At 56.1% G+C, this 19,324-nt stretch carries 18 protein-coding genes; 4 read left to right on the top strand and 14 right to left on the bottom strand.

Annotation, left to right across the window (positions count from 1 at the left end; translation table 11 throughout):
- Window positions 1–121 precede the first annotated feature (121 nt).
- From E8M78_RS04715 to E8M78_RS04705, 3 genes are read right to left on the bottom strand one after another with little or no spacing between them, the layout of a single operon-like run.
- Window positions 122–625 (bottom strand): DUF934 domain-containing protein, encoded by a 504-nt coding sequence (locus tag E8M78_RS04715; protein WP_137133957.1) that lies wholly within the window; start codon window positions 623–625, stop codon window positions 122–124.
- A 15-nt stretch (window positions 626–640) separates the two neighbouring features.
- Complete coding sequence (locus E8M78_RS04710; protein WP_137133956.1) at window positions 641–2,311, bottom strand: nitrite/sulfite reductase; 1,671 nt, start codon at window positions 2,309–2,311, stop codon at window positions 641–643.
- An 8-nt stretch (window positions 2,312–2,319) separates the two neighbouring features.
- A complete protein-coding gene (locus E8M78_RS04705; protein ID WP_137133955.1) occupies window positions 2,320–2,634 on the bottom strand; it encodes a DUF2849 domain-containing protein in 315 nt (104 codons plus the stop codon).
- Window positions 2,635–2,903: 269 nt separating this feature from the next.
- Here E8M78_RS04705 and E8M78_RS04700 point away from each other — a divergent pair, with 269 nt between their 5' ends.
- Both E8M78_RS04700 and mazG read left to right on the top strand, forming a co-directional pair.
- Window positions 2,904–3,491, top strand: a complete 588-nt coding sequence (locus E8M78_RS04700; RefSeq protein ID WP_137133954.1) for a nucleoside deaminase — start codon at window positions 2,904–2,906, stop codon at window positions 3,489–3,491.
- A gap of 18 nt (window positions 3,492–3,509) precedes the next feature.
- A complete protein-coding gene (mazG, locus tag E8M78_RS04695) occupies window positions 3,510–4,349 on the top strand; it encodes a nucleoside triphosphate pyrophosphohydrolase (RefSeq protein ID WP_137133953.1) in 840 nt (279 codons plus the stop codon).
- A gap of 8 nt (window positions 4,350–4,357) precedes the next feature.
- Here mazG and hflX read toward each other — a convergent pair whose 3' ends face one another.
- The 8 genes from hflX to dusB all read right to left on the bottom strand — a co-directional run bounded on the left by hflX (window position 4,358) and on the right by dusB (window position 15,300).
- Window positions 4,358–5,698, bottom strand: coding sequence for a GTPase HflX (gene hflX, locus E8M78_RS04690; protein WP_137133952.1), 1,341 nt, complete (start codon window positions 5,696–5,698; stop codon window positions 4,358–4,360).
- A 238-nt stretch (window positions 5,699–5,936) separates the two neighbouring features.
- Window positions 5,937–6,179, bottom strand: coding sequence for an RNA chaperone Hfq (gene hfq / locus E8M78_RS04685; protein ID WP_062554409.1), 243 nt, complete (start codon window positions 6,177–6,179; stop codon window positions 5,937–5,939).
- A gap of 329 nt (window positions 6,180–6,508) precedes the next feature.
- A complete protein-coding gene (gene trkA / locus E8M78_RS04680; RefSeq protein ID WP_137133951.1) occupies window positions 6,509–7,885 on the bottom strand; it encodes a Trk system potassium transporter TrkA in 1,377 nt (458 codons plus the stop codon).
- Window positions 7,886–7,921: 36 nt separating this feature from the next.
- Window positions 7,922–9,286 carry a sigma-54 dependent transcriptional regulator gene (locus tag E8M78_RS04675; RefSeq protein WP_062554407.1) on the bottom strand — a complete coding sequence of 455 codons (1,365 nt, stop codon included), beginning with the start codon at window positions 9,284–9,286 and terminating at the stop codon, window positions 7,922–7,924.
- Window positions 9,276–11,546 (bottom strand): PAS domain-containing sensor histidine kinase, encoded by a 2,271-nt coding sequence (locus E8M78_RS04670; protein ID WP_137133950.1) that lies wholly within the window; start codon window positions 11,544–11,546, stop codon window positions 9,276–9,278. The genes E8M78_RS04675 and E8M78_RS04670 overlap by 11 nt, the downstream gene beginning before the upstream one ends.
- Before the next feature lie 174 nt (window positions 11,547–11,720).
- Window positions 11,721–13,172, bottom strand: coding sequence for a nitrogen regulation protein NR(I) (gene ntrC, locus E8M78_RS04665; protein ID WP_137133949.1), 1,452 nt, complete (start codon window positions 13,170–13,172; stop codon window positions 11,721–11,723).
- A gap of 32 nt (window positions 13,173–13,204) precedes the next feature.
- The gene (locus tag E8M78_RS04660; RefSeq protein ID WP_137133948.1) at window positions 13,205–14,305 is read right to left on the bottom strand and encodes a nitrogen regulation protein NR(II); all 1,101 of its coding nucleotides are present in this window, start codon (window positions 14,303–14,305) and stop codon (window positions 13,205–13,207) included.
- On the bottom strand, window positions 14,302–15,300 hold the full coding sequence (gene dusB / locus E8M78_RS04655) for a tRNA dihydrouridine synthase DusB (RefSeq protein WP_137133947.1): 999 nt from the start codon (window positions 15,298–15,300) through the stop codon (window positions 14,302–14,304). The genes E8M78_RS04660 and dusB overlap by 4 nt, the downstream gene beginning before the upstream one ends.
- Window positions 15,301–15,485: 185 nt before the next feature.
- On the opposite strand from dusB, the gene E8M78_RS04650 reads away from it, so the two are divergent.
- Together E8M78_RS04650 and E8M78_RS04645 are read left to right on the top strand one after the other, a co-directional pair.
- Window positions 15,486–16,691, top strand: a complete 1,206-nt coding sequence (locus tag E8M78_RS04650; protein ID WP_137133946.1) for a bifunctional 2-C-methyl-D-erythritol 4-phosphate cytidylyltransferase/2-C-methyl-D-erythritol 2,4-cyclodiphosphate synthase — start codon at window positions 15,486–15,488, stop codon at window positions 16,689–16,691.
- A complete protein-coding gene (locus tag E8M78_RS04645; RefSeq protein WP_137133945.1) occupies window positions 16,688–17,185 on the top strand; it encodes a CinA family protein in 498 nt (165 codons plus the stop codon). The genes E8M78_RS04650 and E8M78_RS04645 overlap by 4 nt, the downstream gene beginning before the upstream one ends.
- On the opposite strand, the gene E8M78_RS04640 is transcribed toward E8M78_RS04645, so the two are convergent.
- From E8M78_RS04640 to E8M78_RS04630, 3 genes are all read right to left on the bottom strand, one after another.
- The gene (locus E8M78_RS04640) at window positions 17,158–17,622 is read right to left on the bottom strand and encodes a type II toxin-antitoxin system RatA family toxin (protein ID WP_137133944.1); all 465 of its coding nucleotides are present in this window, start codon (window positions 17,620–17,622) and stop codon (window positions 17,158–17,160) included. The two genes, E8M78_RS04645 and E8M78_RS04640, sit on opposite strands and share 28 nt — an antisense overlap.
- Before the next feature lie 452 nt (window positions 17,623–18,074).
- Window positions 18,075–19,049 (bottom strand): lipoyl synthase, encoded by a 975-nt coding sequence (lipA, locus tag E8M78_RS04635; RefSeq protein WP_137133943.1) that lies wholly within the window; start codon window positions 19,047–19,049, stop codon window positions 18,075–18,077.
- Between the two features lie 26 nt (window positions 19,050–19,075).
- Window positions 19,076–19,324, bottom strand: a complete 249-nt coding sequence (locus E8M78_RS04630; RefSeq protein WP_137133942.1) for a GlsB/YeaQ/YmgE family stress response membrane protein — start codon at window positions 19,322–19,324, stop codon at window positions 19,076–19,078.

The following is a 19,324-nucleotide window of genomic DNA, read 5'->3' as shown; positions in this document are numbered from 1 at the left end:
TCTCGTTCTATCCAGCTTCGTGTGCGCTAGCGACATATACCATGAACACACTGTTTTGAAGGCATCCGCGTTTATATGTCGCGGATGCTTGGAAAAATTTGCCTCTCGAACTCAGCTTTAATCAAGCCGAGCGACGGCGCCAGCTATAGGCCTCGCCTCCTGTCGCAGCGCGAGCTGTCGGCTGGTAGTGCACAGAAATGCCAGGCAGGCGATTTTCGGAAAGACGCCGAAGCGCGGTCTCATTGGTAACCGCGAAACTGTCGAAGCCACACCGCAGCATCAACGGAACCTGATCGATCAAGACATCACCCACTGCGCGCAACTCATTGGCATAGCCGAGCCTCTCGCGCAGCAGCGACGCGTGACTGAAGCCACGGCCATCGTTGAACGCGGGAAAGGCAACAGCTATCAGCGCCAGCCGGTAGAGATAGGGCTCCAGCCGCGAGACATCATCGGCGGGCTTGACGAGGACACCCAAGCCAACATCGTTGGAATTGTCGGCACGCTCGATCAACTCATCGATGGTGAGAAGAGCCGTCTGCCCCTGGCCTGCCTTGACCTCATCCGTTTCGATGATCCAGGGATCAGCATCCACGAAACCTTTTTCTGTCCAGATACGTGTCATCTTCAATCCCTAAACCTATGCTGCCTGTGCCGCTTCGCCATACAGAGCATCCTTGAAAGGCTGCGGACCAACACGACGATAGGCCTGAAGGAAGGTTTCCTCCTTCGACAATCGAAGGCCAAGATATGTATCGACGATCTTCTCAACGGCATCGGTTACTTTTTCCGGTTCGAAACCGCGCCCGATGATCTCACCGATCGAAGTATGCTCATCCGCCGAACCGCCCAGCGTGATCTGGTAGAGTTCAGCGCCCTTCTTCTCCACGCCAAGTAGGCCAATATGACCGACATGGTGATGGCCGCAGGCGTTGATGCATCCTGAAATCTTGATCTTCAGCTCACCGATTTCGGCCTGACGCTCAGCAGAGCCGAAACGCTGCGAAATCGCCTGCGCGACCGGAATGGAGCGGGCATTCGCAAGCGCGCAATAATCAAGACCGGGACAGACGATCATGTCGGTGATCAGCCCGGCATTGGCCGTCGCTAGCCCTTGCGCAACCAGCGCCTTATAGACGGCCTCGAGGTCCGCAAGCGCCACATGCGGCAAGACAATGTTCTGCTCATGCGTGATACGGATTTCATCCTGTGCATATTGCTGTGCGATGTCCGCAACAGCATCCATCTGCACATCGGTCGCGTCACCTGGAACGCCACCGATTGGCTTGAGCGAAATCGTCACCATGCCGTAGTCAGGATGCTTGTGTGGCTGCACGTTCTGTTGAACCCACCGCGCAAAACCAGCGTCTGCCTTCTTCGCACCCGCCAATTGAGCCCAGCCTTCGGGGCGCGCCACCAGCGCAGGCGGAGCAAAATAGGTGCTGATCGCCTCGATGTCGGCTTCAGGAAGCTTCAGTTCGGCACCCTGCAATTGGGCGAACTCGGCTTCTACCTGGCGCGCAAGTTCTTCCGTTCCCGTCTCGTGCACCAGGATCTTGATGCGCGCCTTGTACTTGTTGTCACGGCGACCGTGCAGATTGTAAACGCGCAAGATCGCTGTCGTGTAGGAAAGCAGATCCTGCTCCGGCAGGAAGTCACGGATTTTCTTTGCGATCATCGGGGTGCGACCCTGGCCACCACCGACGTAAACGGCAAAGCCGATCTCACCCTTGTCGTTCTTTTTCAGATGCAGGCCGATGTCGTGAACCTGAATGGCAGCACGGTCGCGCTCAGCGCCGGTCACCGCAATCTTGAATTTGCGTGGCAGGAACGAGAATTCGGGATGCACCGAAGACCACTGACGCAGGATCTCAGCGTATGGACGTGGATCGGCCACCTCGTCCGCAGCGGCACCAGCAAAATGATCAGCGGTCACATTGCGAATGCAGTTGCCGGACGTTTGTAACGCATGCATTTCGACGGAAGCGAGTTCCGACAGAATGTCCGGCGTATCGGAAAGCTTCGGCCAGTTGTACTGGATGTTCTGGCGCGTGGTGAAATGGCCGTAACCGCGGTCGTACTTGCGCGCGATGTGCGCAAGCATCCGCATCTGCCGGGAGTTCAGCGTGCCATAGGGTATCGCAACACGCAGCATATAGGCGTGAAGCTGCAGGTACACGCCATTCATAAGACGCAGCGGCTTGAATGCATCCTCTGCAAGCTCACCGGAGAGGCGGCGCGCGACCTGATCACGAAACTGGTCCACGCGACTTGAAACGAAAGCGTGGTCAAACTCATCATAACGATACATCGAATTCCTCAGGCAGCGATAAATGCCGGATCAGCGGGCTTATAACCGGGGGCGTAATCCATCGTCGGACCGGCAGCGCGAATACGTTCACGAAGACGCAGAGGACGGATAAGGCCACTGACCTCTTCCACGTCCACCACGTTGACGTCAACGACAAGATTTGCCGAAAAGTCGCGCTTGCCGATTTCTTCCAATGCCGCAACGGCCTCGGCGTGCCGCGCCACCAAGGCGCTCTGCAATGCCTCGTTCCACGCTCCACTCGCGTCAAGCCATACGGCGATGCCGTCGGTCAGGCGATTCGCGGTCAACACCTTTTCTGCCATCACTGGGTCCTGTCGTTCCTGTGCGCTCGCACAATGATGAGTTATTGCACCTAATATCGCAGTTTCATGAAAAATCGAGAAGCAACAGCAATCCGTGGAGACCGGACTTCTGATATTTTCATTCCGAATGTGCGCCAAATCACAGAAAATCAGCCTGATATGCCTTCGACGCAACACTGCGTGGCGGGGGCTACCAGGGGAATCGGTGTTTTCAAGCCGTCCACACCTGTCGTATGGTGGAGCAATATCAGAAAAAAGGACATGTGCGCGTGACTCCGAAAACAATCGCTACCCGACTGCTGGACGTTATCGATAATGATATCCTCCCGCTCACCGAGCGCGGAGTGGCCCTCGGCAACAAAGTGTTTGGTGCCGCTATCCTTCGCAAGGCGGATCTCTCACTGGTTCTTGCAGAAACCAACAACGAACTCGAAAATCCACTCTGGCACGGCGAAGTCCACACGCTGAAGCGTTTCTATGAAATGGCGGAGCGGCCGGACCCACGCGAGCTCATTTTCCTGTCCACCCATGAACCCTGCACCATGTGCATGTCGGCGATCACCTGGGCAGGTTTTGATAATTTCTATTTCTTTTTCAGCCACGAAGATTCGCGTGACGCCTTTGCCATCCCTCATGATCTGAAAATTCTGAAGGAAGTGTTCGGCTTGGAGCCCGGCGGTTACAAGCGTCAGAACGCGTTCTGGAAATCCTTCGCGATCAGCGAAATGGCCGATACCGAGGAAGAGAAACTCCGTACCGAACTGCACGAGCGGATCAATTCTATCAAAGCGCGGTATAATGAACTCTCGGACAGCTATCAGCAAAGCAAGTCAGACAATGGCATCCCCCTGAATTGATAGAATAAGGTATTGGCAATGCAGCCCTCCAAGGAAATCTCCGATCTTCTGAAACTCATGGCATCTCTGCGTGACCCTCAGACGGGCTGCCCTTGGGATATCAAGCAGGATTTCCAGACCATAAAACCCTACACGATCGAAGAAGCCTATGAGGTGGCAGACGCGATCGAGCGTGCGGATCTGGAAGACCTGAAGGATGAGTTGGGAGATCTGCTGTTTCAGGTCGTGTTCCATGCACAAATGGCGGAAGAAGCAGGCGCATTCAGCTTCGCCGATGTCGTTGAGGCGATCACAACGAAAATGATCCGGCGTCATCCGCACGTCTTTGCACGTTCTGATGTCAATACGCCCGAGGCAGTCAAGCTACAGTGGGATCAGATCAAAGCCGCCGAAAAGAAAGATCGCGCCGAGCGGCGTGCGAAGCGCGGAATGGTTGATGATGAAAATGTCGGCCTTCTGGGTTCCGTATCTCGGCATCAACCGGCTCTTGTCGAGGCACTGAAGCTGCAGGAACGCGCAGCAACTGTCGGCTTCGACTGGTCGGAAGCCGAACCAATTCTCGACAAGATAGAAGAAGAGATCGCAGAATTGCGAGAGGCTCTGCGGGAGGGGCAATCAGAAAAGATAAAAGACGAACTCGGAGATTTGATTTTTGCGGTCGTGAACATCGGTCGTCACGTTAAAACCGATCCCGAGCAGGCCTTGCGTGGAACAAATTCTAAATTTCGAAGCCGCTTCAAATACATAGAAATGGAACTTAAGAAATTGGGAAAGGAGCCTAATGAAGCCTCGCTTGAGGATATGGAGACGTTTTGGCAGGAAGCCAAGCGCGCTAAGTCCAAAGAAGCGGCAGAATAGGGAGCGGGTTACCGCTCCCAATCTTCCTTCTCCGCGACCGGGAAGACACCCAACTTTCTTTCGAGGGCGTTCGCCTGCTGCTCGGAAAGCCTCAGATCGAAAGCTACGGAGCCATCTTCCCGGTCCTCGCGCTGGTCGACCATGGCGTTCTCGTAGATCCATGCAATCAGCGACAGCTTCTCTGGCGGAAGCACGACAGTGGTTTCAGTCACGACACCCGCCAGGCGTAGAGAAATCTCGTCCATCAAACGATCGACGCCCTCACCGGAAATAGCCGAGACTGCCATGACGTTTTCACGGCCAAGAGCGCGTTCGGCAACTGCTTCGTGCGCCTCGGGTTCCAGGCGGTCGATCTTGTTCCAAACCTCGATAATGCGCTCGCTGCGCTCCTTCTCGTCGATGCCAAGATCATCGAGAATGCGCAGGACATCCGCCGACTGTGCGCCGTTATCGGGATCAGACATATCGCGCACGTGGAGAATGAGATCCGCCTCTAGCACTTCTTCCAACGTCGCGCGGAAAGCCGCAACCAGATGGGTGGGAAGGTCCGAGATGAAGCCGACCGTATCGGAGAGAATGACAGTTCGGCCGTGCGGCAACTTCATGCGACGAAGTGTTGGATCAAGCGTGGCGAACAACATGTTTTCTGCCAGTACGCCTGCGCCGGTGATCCTATTGAAGAGCGTAGATTTGCCGGCATTGGTGTAGCCCACAAGCGCGACGATCGGATGTGGAACCTTGCGGCGCTTGGCCCTATGCAGCTGCCGAGTGCGCACCACCTGCTCGAGTTCGCGCTCCAGCTTGAGGATGCGCTCCTGCAGCAGCCGACGGTCAGCTTCGATCTGCGTTTCGCCCGGACCACCCATGAAGCCCGCACCACCGCGCTGACGCTCAAGGTGGGTCCAGCTTCGTACGAGGCGACCCTTTTGATAGTTGAGATGCGCGAGGTCTACCTGAAGCGTCCCTTCTTTCGTGGAGGCTCGTCGCCCGAAGATCTCGAGAATGAGGCCAGTGCGATCAATCACCTTCGCCTGCCATTCCTTTTCGAGATTGCGCTGTTGCACGGGCGTCAACGGGTGATCGACGATCACCAGACCACAGTCATTCTCGTCCAGAAGAGCCTTGATCTCCTCGATCTTGCCGGTCCCAATCAGTGTCGCGGGTTTCGGCTGACTGACCGGTATGATCAGCCCACGGGCAATACTAAGGTCAATAGCGCGAGCCAACCCTGTCGCTTCTTCAAGTCTTGCTTCATCGGATCGCCGCGGCGCAGGTGTCGCCGTGTCCGAAGAGAGAGATGCAGAGGATCGGGCCTGCTTCAACACCGGAACCAGCACCAGCGCGCGCATATCATCGCGGCGCTTCTCTGCATCGGGGATCAGGGATTCATTTGAGGTATCGCGAGTGACTATCGCAGTCTTCCTTCAATTCTAGCCAATTAAGCCGTTGGCGGAAACAATCAGTTCGCTAAGACATGCGAAAACCGCCGAAAGGTGTCGGCGGTGTGAAGTTGCCTGCAATTGACGGCTTTCCTGAATGATAGATGGGGCAACTCATGTCGGTATTCAATGGCTGCCCTGATCGAGATCAGCCAGCGCTTTCTTCGGTTTCGAACATCTGCATCGGCTGTCCGGGCATGATCGTCGAGATTGCATGCTTGTAGACCAGCTGCGAATGACCATCACGCCGCAACAACACGCAGAAATTGTCGAAGGATGTTACAACCCCCGTCAGCTTGACACCATTGATGAGGAAAATAGTGAGTGAAATCTTCTGCTTGCGAACGGTGTTAAGAAACAAGTCTTGAAGATTTTGAGAACGTTCCGCCATAGCGCCGCTTCTTTCTTTTTTGCCAGCCATGCGGCCGGGATATGATCACGCTCGGAAAATTCGGTAGAGCACCCTCTCCTGCCTCCACCGTCCGTGCAATTGGTTATCAAATCGCCGTGTTTTGCGCAATGACCAATCGCACACGCGAAGAACTGGCCCTTGTTGAAAACAATGCTTGTAAAAGCAGCTACTTATCGAAAAATCTGGCACTTGCGAAGCTCTATAGGCCGTCCACACGACGCCTAATGAATATCATGCTATAGAACTATCCACAGCCCTTGGGAGCCGCAACCTGCACAGACCCAGTGGATTTCTCGCAAGGACATTTCTTAGAAATATTGGATAGACACCCGGAACAACTGCTCGACGTCGCGCACCGCTTTTCGAGTAGCCAGCAGAACAACCCTGTCCTTTGCCTTGATCCGCGTTTCACCGCCAGGTTTCAGAACCTTCCCGTCGCGGAGCATTGCACCAATTCGTATTCCTTCCGGTAGGTCGAGATCGCGTAGACAGGACCCAACCAGCGGTGAAGTCTCCAGAGCCTCGGCTTCGATCACCTCTGCGGCGCCATTCTGAACGGCATAGACGGATCGAATCCGCCCCTTGCGAACATGTTGAAGGACGCGGGAAATGGTGACAGCACGCGGATTGATAACGGAATCGATGTTCAATGAATCACTCACCTCGCTCAGCGAGGTGGAATTGACAAGAACGAGGTTGGATCGGCATCCGAGCGCCTTGGCCATGACCGCACTGAGAATATTGACCTGGTCATTGTTGGTCAGCGTGATCATCAGGTCGGCATCCTGGATATCGGCCTGCTGCAGAAGGCTCTGCTCCAGCGACGAGCCTTGAAGAACGACGGCGTTCTTCAGCTCCTCTGCAATGAATGTGGCGCGCGCCCGATCTGTTTCGATGATCTTGACCCGACTTCTTGGCTGCATCTGCTCGATACGCTGTGCGACATAGAGCCCGATATTGCCACCGCCGGCGATCACGATCCGCTTCGCTTCCTGCTCTTCATGGCCGAACAGACCGAGCGTGCGTCGTGTATGTTCGCGCTGGCAAATCACATAGGCCAGATCCCCAACATGAAGCTGGTCACCTGATCGCGGAATGAAAAGCTTTCCTTCCCGCAGAACTCCCACGACGGTCGCAATCAAATCCGGAAACAGTTGGCTCAATTGCTCAAGCGGCGTATCCACCACTGGGCAATCTTCCATGCATTCGATGGCAACCATCGCAATGGCGTCTTCAGCAAAACGGGCAACATCCACAGCACCGGGAAACGATATGCGCCGTAAGACCATCTTGCCGACTTCGATTTCCGGAGAAATCGTCACGTCGATCGACATGTTCCGGCTGCTGAAGAGATCCGCATATTCCGGCAGTAGATAGCTTTGTGAGCGAATTCTGGCAATCTTGGTCGGCACGCTGAAAAGCGCATGAGCGACCTCGCAGGCCACGATGTTGACTTCATCGTACAACGTGACGGCAATGATCATATCCGCCTGTTCGGCACCAGCCTTAGCGAGCACATCCGGATGCGCGCCGTGACCGACATAGCCGCGCACATCGAGCGTTTCGGTGATGGCATTGATCAACGCCGCCGAAGTATCGATGACCGATACCTCGTTTTCTTCCTGTGAAAGACGCTCGGCAATGCCGTAACCCACCTGCCCGGCACCACAAATGATGACCTTCATTTTGCTCTTTCAACGTAATGGGTGGGAATTTTTGATTCAGACGCCCAGCGACTTCAGCTTACGATGAAGTGCTGAACGCTCCATACCAACAAATTCGGCCGTGCGGGAGATGTTGCCACCAAAACGATTGATCTGCGCCACAAGATAATCGCGCTCGAACATTTCGCGAGCCTCGCGGAGCGGCAAGGTCATGATGTGATGATCGCCCTTCGTAGAGATTTTCGGCAGCATGTCGCCAAGATCCGTCGGAAGCATATCCGCCGAGATCGGCGAATCCGGACCGTCGGTGCGCGCTAAGATCATCAACCGCTCGATGTTGTTACGCAACTGTCGAATATTGCCAGGCCAGTCATGCGCCTGCAGGACGGCCATAGCATCATCGCCGATCTTGCGCGGACGAATGCCCGCCTGCTCCGAGATCTGTCGCATGAACATGTCCACGAGGAAGGGTATGTCTTCGCGACGCTCGGCCAATGCAGGAACCTTGACGGGCACCACGGCGAGACGATGGTAAAGGTCCTCACGGAATATGCCTTCCGCAATCAGGTTCTCGAGGTGGTATGCCGTGGACGAAATGATGCGAACATCGACCTTGACTCGCTTGGACCCGCCAACGCGCTCGAATTGTTGATCAACCAGCACTCGCAGGATCTTGTTCTGCGTCTCGCGCGGCATCTCGCCGACTTCGTCGAGGTACAAGATACCGCGATGCGCTTCTTCGAGCGCACCGATCTTGCGTGGCTGCCCCGGCCCGCCCTCCGTCCCGAACAACGCGATCTCCATCCGGTCCGGCGTAATGGTCGCAGCATTCAAGGCGACGAACGGACCGCCCGCGCGGGATGACCGCTTGTGGATCATCCGCGCAACCAGTTCCTTGCCCGAACCGGAAGGGCCGAGAATCATGATGCGGCTGTTGGTTGGCGCAATCTTTTCGATCGTTTGGCGAAGCTGCGATATGGCAACCGAGGTCCCGACGAGCTCGGAGGAGTCACCCGCCCGCTTCTTCAGCTCGGTAACCTCGCGCTTCAGCTTCGAATTCTCAAGCGCGCGCTCGGCAATCAGGATCAGGCGGTCGGCCTTGAATGGCTTCTCAATGAAATCGAAAGCGCCGCGCTTGATAGCGGAAACGGCGGTCTCGATGTTGCCGTGACCTGAGATCATCACGACCGGAACCTCAGGATGCCGAACCTTGATTTCATCTAGCAAGGCCAATCCATCGAGCTTGCTTCCCTGCATCCAGATATCCAGAAAAATCAGGCGCGGCACCCGATCAGAGATCGCCGCAAGGGCGCTGTCACTGTCATGCGCCATTCGCGTCTCATGTCCTTCATCGGACAGAATACCCGCAACGATTTCACGAATGTCTGCTTCATCATCCACGACGAGGATATCAGACGCCATAAGCTGCTTCCTTGTTCATATCTGTTTGAGGCGCGGCAGCACTCTGAACATGCGGCAGGATCACGCGGATCATGGCACCCTTGCCCTGATCGAAATCCGCCGGTGCGTCGTGCAGTTCCAGTTGGCCGCCGTGCTCCTCAATGATTTTCTTCACGATCGCGAGTCCGAGTCCGGTTCCCTTTTCCCGCATCGTCATGTAAGGCTCGAGAATGCGGTGCCTGTTTTCAACCGGCAGACCGTTTCCATTGTCGATGATGTCCACCCGGAACTGATCCTTCGTCGCATCAAAAACCGATCGGACCAGAACCTTTCGACCATCACGCTCGGCGTCACTGGGGACCGCCTCGATGGCCTCAACCGCATTCTTGATAAGATTGCCGAACGCCTGACCCAGCATGCGCGAGTCAAACAGCCCTTCCAACCGCTCGTCTCCCAGTTCGCGGAGAAACGTTACATGACTGGCGCCCATTTCGCGCAGGAAAATTGCGTCCCGTAAAATATCTCGAAGATCGCCCTTTTCCTTCGTCGGCTTCGGCATACGGGCGAACGAGGAGAACTCATCCACCATACGGCCAATGTCACCTACCTGCCGCACGATTGTATCTGTGCACTGGTCGAAGACTGCCCGGTCGCTTTCGTCTATCTGCTTGCCGTATCGACGCTTCAATCGTTCTGCTGACAGCTGGATTGGCGTCAGCGGGTTCTTGATTTCATGCGCAATACGTCGAGCGACGTCGGCCCAGGCTGTCGACCGCTGTGCAATCACAAGATCAGTGATGTCGTCCAGCGTGATGACATAGGAATCGGTGCTACTCCGTTGCTCTTCACGTGTGACCTGCACACTCAGAGTACGTTCCTTGCCACCGCGCACAAGATTCACTTCCTTGCGCAGTTCTCCACGCGCCCTGCCCGCTGCCTCCTTCAGAACCTGATCGATCTCTGGCGCAACGTCTTCAAGTCGCTCGCCAACAAGTTGGTCCGCCTGCATGCCGAGGAAATCTTCGGCAGACGGATTGACGATCGTGATCCGGTGGTCGTTTTCGACACCGATAACAGCGGCTGTGACTCCTGAAAGCACAGCCTCGATGAAGCGACGGCGATCATCCACCTCATCCTTCGCTTCCAGAATTTCATTCCGCTGGCTGCGTATCTGCGAAATCATCTTGTTGAAGGTGCGCGACAGATTGCCGACATCGCCATCTGCGGAGCGCACCGGCACCACGACATTGAAATTGCCCGTAGCGACATTATCCGCAGCGCTGATCAGCAACCGGATCGGGCGAACGATACGGTCGGCGACGGCGATGGCAGTCCAGATCGCAGCTAGAAGAACGATGAGTGCGAAGCCAAGGTAAAGAACCGCAAAGGCAACCTGCAGGCTCATTCTGCCGGCTTCCATCGCCTGGTATTCGGCCCGATTATCCTCCATCAACCGCATGGCGCTCATGACCTTAGGGTCGACGGCCCGGATGGTGTAGAGAAACGCGCCGGGAATGGCTTCCAACTTGATGATTGCGCCCACGAGGTTCGTAATTCCAGGCGGAATGAGCGTGGGCTGACCGGCAGCCGAACTGGCCAATGCATCCTTGGGGATTGCAGGCAGCGGCTTTTCCGTCTGAATATCCGCCTGCGCGATCGCTTCTCCATCTTCACGGACCAGAAATGCACCCAGCATTCCGCGGCCTCTGGCCTGACGCGTCATCAGATCAACGAATCCGGTACGATCCAGATAGAACATAGCGCGGTTTCGTTCGAGGTCATTTGCCATCGATACGGTCTGGCCCTGCAGATAGCTCGCATTCTCGAGCATATAGGCGCGCGCGACGTCCAGCGACGACTGGACGATTGACTGGGTGCGCAAGGAGAACCAGCGATCAAGGCCGACATTGAGCGTCAGACTTGCGAAAATCGCGACCAGAACAGCAGGCGTGATCGCCACAATCGAAAACAGAACCACGATACGGACGTGTAGACGCGCCGCAGCGCGACCGCGCTTGCGGGCTTTGACAAGGCGTGAAACTTCCCGTGCGATCAGGTAGATCAGCCCCAGCACGAAAAGCGTGTTGAGAACAGCAGAGGTGATAACGACATTTGACGTCGGCGCGATAGGCGTGGCGCCTAGAAGCACAAGCAAAGTTGCGACGGCGCAGATGAGTGCGCCGCCTGCAAGCAGAAGCCCGGGCAATGCGAAGGATGCACGCCGGTCCTGCACCAGTGCCGCCGGCTCTTCACCCGCGGGCGCTGACAACGCATCTGCCATGCTTAACCCCAATCCCAGTCCCTGCACGCCTACAGCGACCAACGCGCTCATTTCGCAAAAACGACCACATCCACGATGCGACTCGATGTTTGTCCTGCGTTGCTATTGAGCAACGCATTGTGGCGAAAATGCAACGAGCCTTGATCCTATGTCAAGCTCGAAGGGCAAGGGCTGCTATACGGTCCGTGAGCTACGATAGACCGAAACGCCCAGTTCGCGGATCTTCTTCCGCAAAGTGTTGCGGTTGAGCCCAAGCAGATCCGCTGCCTTGATCTGGTTTCCTCGTGTTGCCGTGAGTGCGGCAAGAATGAGCGGATATTCCATTTCGGTCAGAACGCGGTCGTAAAGCCCCGGCGGCGGTAATGCTTCCCCGAAGCTTGCGAAATAGGTCCGCATGTTTTCCTCGACCGCCTGGGCAATCGTCATGTTTTCCGGTCGCGCGCCCATTTTCTCGATCGGACTATCGGGTACATCGGACCTGAGTTCCGTATCGATGATCTCACGCGTGATCACTTCCTGTGGATAGAGCGCCATTAACCGGCGCACCAGGTTCTCCAGTTCGCGAACGTTTCCGGGCCACGCATAGGCTTTCATCAGATCCAGCGCTTCCGTGTCAAAGCGTTTGCCATCAAGGCCCTGTTTTTCGGCCTGCTGCATGAAGTGACGAACGAGATCCGGAATATCTTCAGCGCGGTCCCGCAAAGGAGGCAGGCGCAGCGGCACCACATTAAGGCGATAGTAGAGATCCTCTCGGAACAGTCCCTGATTGATGAGCTGCTTGAGATCCTTGTTCGTTGCGGCCACGATCCTGACATCGGTACGGATCGGAGTCCGTCCGCCAACCGTCGTATACTCGCCTTGCTGCAACACGCGCAGCAGGCGTGTCTGGGCGTCCATGGGCATATCGCCGATTTCGTCGAGGAAAAGCGTTCCACCCTCAGCCTGCTCGAAGCGGCCAGTCGAGCGGTTCTGCGCCCCGGTGAATGCACCCTTTTCATGTCCGAAAAGTTCAGATTCGATGAGGTCTCGCGGAATGGCCGCCATGTTGATGGCAACGAAGGGGCCATTGCGGCGCTTGCCATAATCATGAAGCGCCCGTGCCACGAGTTCCTTGCCGGTGCCGGACTCGCCCGTGATCATCAGCGTCAGATCCGTCTGCATAAGGCGGGCCAGAACGCGGTAGATCTCCTGCATCGCAGCCGAGCGACCGACCAGCGGCATGCCGTCCTGCATGTCGTCATCCAGCTTGGCGGGCTTCCGCTTCGGCTCGGAAAGCGCCCGCCCGATAATGGCAATCAGTTCGGTCAGGTCGAACGGCTTGGGAAGATAGTCATAAGCGCCCTTTTCCGATGCCTTGATGGCGGTCATGAATGTGTTCTGTGCACTCATCACCAGAACTGGCAGATCGGGGCGTGACTTCTTGATGCGCGGAAGCAGATCGAAAGCGTTCTCATCCGGCATGACAACGTCTGTCACGACCAGATCACCCTCGCCTGCTGAAATCCAGCGCCACAGCGTGGCCGCGTTCGAGGTGATGCGCACGTCGTAACCGGCACGTGTCAGCGCCTGGTTCAATACGGTCCGGATGGCCGCATCGTCATCTGCGACAAGGATGGTAGCAGTCATTTCAAACTTCCTGTCGTGTTCAGCAGCGACCTTCAAGCCTGAAGGTCATCTCCCTTGTGCATGGGCATAAGTACGCGCAAAACCGTCCGACGCGCCTGGCTGTCGCATTCGACGATACCGCCGTGGCCGCCGATAATCTTTGCGACGAGCGCAAGGCCGAGGCCTGAGCCGTTGGTTTTCGTGGTGATGAATGGATCGAACAGATGGGGTAGAAGATCACTCGGTACGCCCGGTCCGTTGTCGATGACGCAGAACTCCAGCGGCAAAGAAATCTTTTCCCGCGTACCGGCGACTGAGAGGCGGATACCGGGCCGGTATGCAGTTGTCAGCATGATCTCGCCATCCTGCTGGTCGCCAATCGCCTCGGCGGCGTTCTTGATCAGATTGAGAAAGACCTGAACGAGCTGGTCGCGATTTGCATACACGGAGGGCAGCGATGGGTCGTAGTTTTCGCTGATCTTGATATCGCGCGCGAATCCGGCCTTCGCTACGGCCTTTACATGATCGAGCACGGAGTGGATGTTGAGCGGCACGCGGTCCACGGGCCGCTCGTCAGAAAAGACTTCCATACGGTCGACAAGGGATACAATGCGATCTGTCTCATCACAGATCAGCCTCGTCAGCGCACGATCTTCGTCAGCGACCGATGTTTCAAGCAACTGTGCAGCACCACGGATGCCCGAAAGCGGATTCTTGATCTCGTGGGCAAGCATGGATGCAAGGCCGGTCACCGAGCGTGCAGCCGCGCGGTGGGTCAACTGACGGTCGATCTTGTCCGCCATGCTTCTTTCCTGAAACACAACGACAACGCAGCCAGGATCCGTCACCACAGGTGCAACATACAAATCCACCAGCTTTTCCTGGCCAAGACGCGGAGATGAGAGATCAACGCGATATTCGTTGACCGGGGCGCGACGCTCGCGCACCTGATCTATCAGCGCCAGAAGCGGGCTGCCAAAAGGAATGAAAGTCGAGATTTTATTCTTGGCGAGATGCGTAGCGCTGGCACCGAAAAAAGCTTCAGCCTCCCAGTTTGCGAACGCAATCTGTCCTTCCTGGTCGACCATGATCACCGGGTTCTGAACGGAATTCAAAACCGCCATGGCCAGTTTGTCGGTTGCTTGCGGGCTCATGCGGCCTCCCTACGCGCAGGAACCGCGCCTTTGATCATCATATCTTCCAATGCCTTGAGAACCCGCTCGGGATCCCGCTCGGTCATCAGGCTAGCCTTGAGTTCTGCCGGGACGCCGGTTGTGTTGCGATCGAGATACCAGCCGACATGTTTGCGGGCATGGCGCAGACCAGCCTCCTGCCCATAGAACGCAAGCATCATCTCGTAGTGTTCGCAGGCCACCGACGCCTTTTCGCGGACATCGGGCTCCCGAGCACCAGCCAGAACGCCTGCATGCCAAGGACGACCCTGCGTGCCTCGGCCTGTCATGACAGCATCCGCACCGGATGCTGCAACGATATTCTGTACATCGTCAGCCGTCTCGACATCGCCGTTTGCCACAAGTGGAATGGAAAGAACGTCCCGCACCGCGTGAATGGCGGACCAGTCCGCACGACCTTCGTAAAACTGCATTCGTGTACGCCCATGCACGGTAATCATTGCAACCCCTGCGTCCTGCGCTCGCTTGGCGATAAGGGGCGCGTTGAGTGAGTTCTCATCCCAGCCCAAGCGCATCTTGACTGTAACGGGCACGCGAACAGCACGAACCACCGCTTCCACGAGGCTTAGTGCATGGTCTGGATCCCGCATGAGAGCGGAACCGGAATATCCACCGGTCACCTTCTTAGCAGGACAGCCCATATTGATATCGATGAGATTGGCCCCCTCGCCCTCGACAATCCGGCCGGCCTCGGCCATCCAGTGCGCTTCGCGGCCTGCCAGTTGCACCATATGCGGGCGAATGCCGGTGCTTTTCAGCCGCTCCCAGGATTCCCCCTTGTTATGGACAAGCTCCCGGCTAGCGACCATTTCCGTCACGACCAGTCCTGCGCCATAGCGCCAGGCAAGTTGCCTGTACGGGAGATCCGTCACGCCCGACATCGGAGCAAGCACGATCCGGTTCCGGATTTCGACCGGCCCGATGGAGAATGGTGCTGCAGGATTGAATGGACTCAATTGATGATCTTTCGGGCATCGGAAATTTCTGCCCTATTTTTATTCATTGATTTAGGTTTTGCCAAGAGCGTTTTCGCGAATGCGTCATTTTTGGGCGCGAGGCTGGAAAACCGGGTTTTGAAGCTGTAGTTCTGCGCTGTCAATCAGAGGATGAACTGAAAATCAATGCGCGGTGGGCGGCAAACATGAGGATCGGTGTTGTTATTGTGGCAGCAGGCCGTGGAGAGCGTGCCGGCGCGCCTGAGCAAGGACCCAAGCAGTACCGGTCCATAGGCGGGCTGCCAGTCATTCATCATACCTTGAACGCCTTCCTTACCTGGCGGCCAATCCATCAGGTCGTCTCGATTATCGCCGTCATTCATCCAGATGATGCCGACCTGTTCTCGACAGCAATTGATGACCTCAGCGAATCCGATCGCATACGCTGCGTAACGGGCGGTGCGACGCGTCAGATGTCCGTACTGGCCGGCTTGAATGCATTGAAGGGATCAGACGCTACACATGTCATGATTCACGACGCGGCCCGCCCCTTTCTCGAACATCAGTTGCTCAATTCCATCGCAGACATTCTTGCGGAGGGCGCAACAGGCGTTCTTCCCGCAATGGCGGTGACCGACACATTGAAGCGGGCAAATGCGTCGGGCGTTGTTGAGGAAACGGTGGCTCGCGCAAACCTCTATGGCGCCCAAACACCGCAGGCATTTCGCTTCGAAGCCATTCTCGCCGCTCATGAGGCTGCTGCGACGAGTGGCAGGACAGATTTTACCGACGATGCTTCCATCGCAGAATGGGCGGGAATAGCAGTGAGGCTCTGTCCGGGAACATCGAGCAACGTGAAGCTAACCACCGCACAGGATATTGCAATGGCAGATGCCAAGCTGAAAACACAAGAACGATTTCCGGATGTTCGAACAGGAAATGGCTACGACGTACATCAACTCGTGCCGGGCGATGGCGTCACATTATGCGGCGTTTTCATTCCGCATGACCAGAAGCTCAGCGGTCACTCGGATGCGGACGTTGCATTGCATGCCTTGACGGACGCGCTGTTGGCAACCTGCGGCGCGGGCGATATAGGCGACCACTTCCCTCCGTCCGATCCGCAATGGAAAGGAGCTGCATCTCGGATTTTTCTGGCGCACGCGGCAGAAATTGTCCGTGGAAAAGGCGGCATCATCACCAATGCCGACATCTCTTTGATTGCAGAAGCACCAAGAGTCGCTCCGCATCGCGACGCCATGCGTCAGAACCTGTCGGAGATATTGGCAATCTCTATCGATCGGTGCTCTGTAAAGGCGACCACGAACGAGAAAATCGGCTTCATCGGTCGCAAGGAAGGCATTGCGGCAATCGCGACAGCGACCGTGGTTTACGGAGTCGTTGGAGAATGAGCCAGTTTCCGACCGAGATTCTGACGCTTGCAACGAAGGTGATCGAGCTGAATGCTTCCCGCCAGACCAGAGTTGCGACAGCAGAAAGCTGCACGGGCGGGCTGATCGCTGCCGCATTAACGGAAATCGCCGGTTCTTCTGCTGCCGTTGATCGGGGGTTCATTACCTACAGCAACGACGCGAAAATGGAGATGCTGGGGGTTACCGCAGGGACCTTGCAGCAATTCGGCGCCGTTTCGCGCGAAACGGCGTTGCAAATGGCCAGGGGCGCACTCATCCGTTCCAATGCACACCTGTCCGTTGCCGTAACAGGAATTGCCGGACCGGGTGGTGCCACCCCAGGAAAGCCGGTTGGCTTGGTCCACCTCTGTGCAGCCCATTCGGACGGTCGCCTGATCCATAGGGAAATGCAGTACGGCGATATCGGACGAACGGACGTGAGACTGGCGACGGTAACGACCGCACTTCAACTGCTTGCAGAATTGTCGGCCTGATAAACCTTGTCAGCACGTGCTTCGAACGCTTCAGCAAACATGCGGAATGCGCGATCAAACATGGAGCCCATCACAGCGCCGAGAATCCTGCTCTTGAACTCGTAGTCGATCAGGAAATCTACGATGCAGCCCTCCGGCGAATCCCGAAAGCGCCATTGATTGTCCAGATACTTGAATGGACCTTCAATGTATTTCACGTCGATCACCAGCTCGGCCGGATTGAGTAGCACCTGAGTCGTGAAGGTTTCCCGGATCGCCTTATAGCCAACGGTCATATCAGCAATCAGCAATGTCTTACCATCGCGCTCTTTGCGCGAACGCACCGACAAGGCTTCGCAGAGTGGAAGAAACTGCGGATACTTCTCAACGTCTGCGACAAGCGCGAACATATTCTCGGGAGAATGGCGAACGGGGCGATGATTTTCAAACTTGGGCATGTTGTTCAGCTAATATCGGAAACGCGTCAAGACAAGTGACAGTTCGCCGCGACCAGTCGAACCACCACTGGATATCTCTAATTTAGCCATAATCGAAGTCGATCAAGCTACAAGAACTGCGGGCTTGGTGGAAACCTGCGCTTCCCCAACCTCTTCGAAATCGGCGTATGGCAGTATGGATGACACGCTCAGACTGATAAGACATCTCAAAAAGGCTGGCGACATCGCCGAAAAGATAGAAGCACCGATCTTAGCATACCTCATCAGAATGGCTTTGGATGAGGCCAAGACCATAAGGTTGAACGCTTCATCACCATCTGTATCGAACGACCCTACCTAAAGCGCGGCGCACCTTATTGGATTGAGTAGAGCCGCGCTTTCGATCTTTTCTTGCCGCATGTACGTTATCGTTCAATCGAGCACGATTGAACGCGACATACTGTAGCCGTGTCCTACTCCGCAGCGGCAAGCAGTTTTCTTGCCCGCGCTTCCCGAAGACGCGCAAAGTCATCACCAGCGTGATGCGAAGAGCGAGTTAGGGGGCTGGACGAAACCATCAGGAAGCCCTTTGAGTAGGCGACAGTCTCATAGGACTTGAACTCTTCCGGCGTAACGAATTTCTCGACCTTGTGATGTTTCCGGGTCGGCTGGAGATACTGTCCGATGGTCAGGAAATCGACATCCGCTGTGCGCAAGTCATCCATCAACTGCAGCACTTCGTTACGCTCCTCACCGAGACCGACCATGATACCCGATTTGGTAAACATGGTCGGATCAAGCTCCTTCACGCGCTGCAAAAGGCGGATGGAGTGGAAGTAGCGCGCACCGGGGCGGACCGTCAGATAATTGCCCGGAACCGTTTCCAGGTTATGGTTGAATACATCCGGCTTGGCAGCCACGACACGTTCCAAAGCCCCAGGCTTCTTGAGGAAATCTGGCGTCAGGATCTCGATCGTCGTTGACGGAGACGCCTCGCGGATTGCCCAGATGACCTTTTCGAAATGTTCGGCACCACCATCATCCAGATCGTCACGATCCACCGAGGTGATAACGACGTGGCTGAGCCCCATCTGCTTCACGGCCTTTGCGACATTGGCAGGCTCTTCGAGATCAAGCGCATTTGGCTTACCGGTCGCGACGTTGCAAAACGCACAGGCGCGGGTGCAAATCTCACCCATGATCATGAAGGTCGCGTGCTTCTTGTCCCAGCACTCGCCGATATTGGGGCAGCCGGCCTCTTCGCACACTGTCACCAGCTTATGGCTGCGCACAAGATCGCGCGTTTCCTGATAGCCTTTCGACGTTGGCGCCTTGACGCGAATCCATTCCGGCTTACGCATCACCTCGGTGTCGGGGCGGTGCGCCTTCTCTGGATGACGGACGCGTTTGGCATCATCACCAGACATGCGATCAAGGATTGTGACCATGATAAAATTGCTTTCCTAGCAAAGATCTAGCGTCTCACAAGTTTCGCGACGAATAGCAGACCGCAGGCTCCAAGGAAACCACTGACAAGCCCGCCCCAGATGCCGGGTTCCACCCATATGCCGGCCCGCTCAAGAATGGCCGAGGCAAGTGCTGCTCCAACCACACCGATCACGATATTCATGAATACGCCGAAACGCAGATCCATCAGCATGCCCGCCAGCCAACCGGCCAAACCGCCAACAATGATGGTTCCAAATAAACCCATGCCTTCCAT

It is taken from the genome of Rhizobium sp. FKY42, assembly GCF_005222835.1.
Classification (GTDB): domain Bacteria; phylum Pseudomonadota; class Alphaproteobacteria; order Rhizobiales; family Rhizobiaceae; genus Neorhizobium.
The sequence above is the reverse complement of the archived record's forward strand: the minus strand, read 5'-3'. Positions and strand labels throughout refer to the sequence as shown.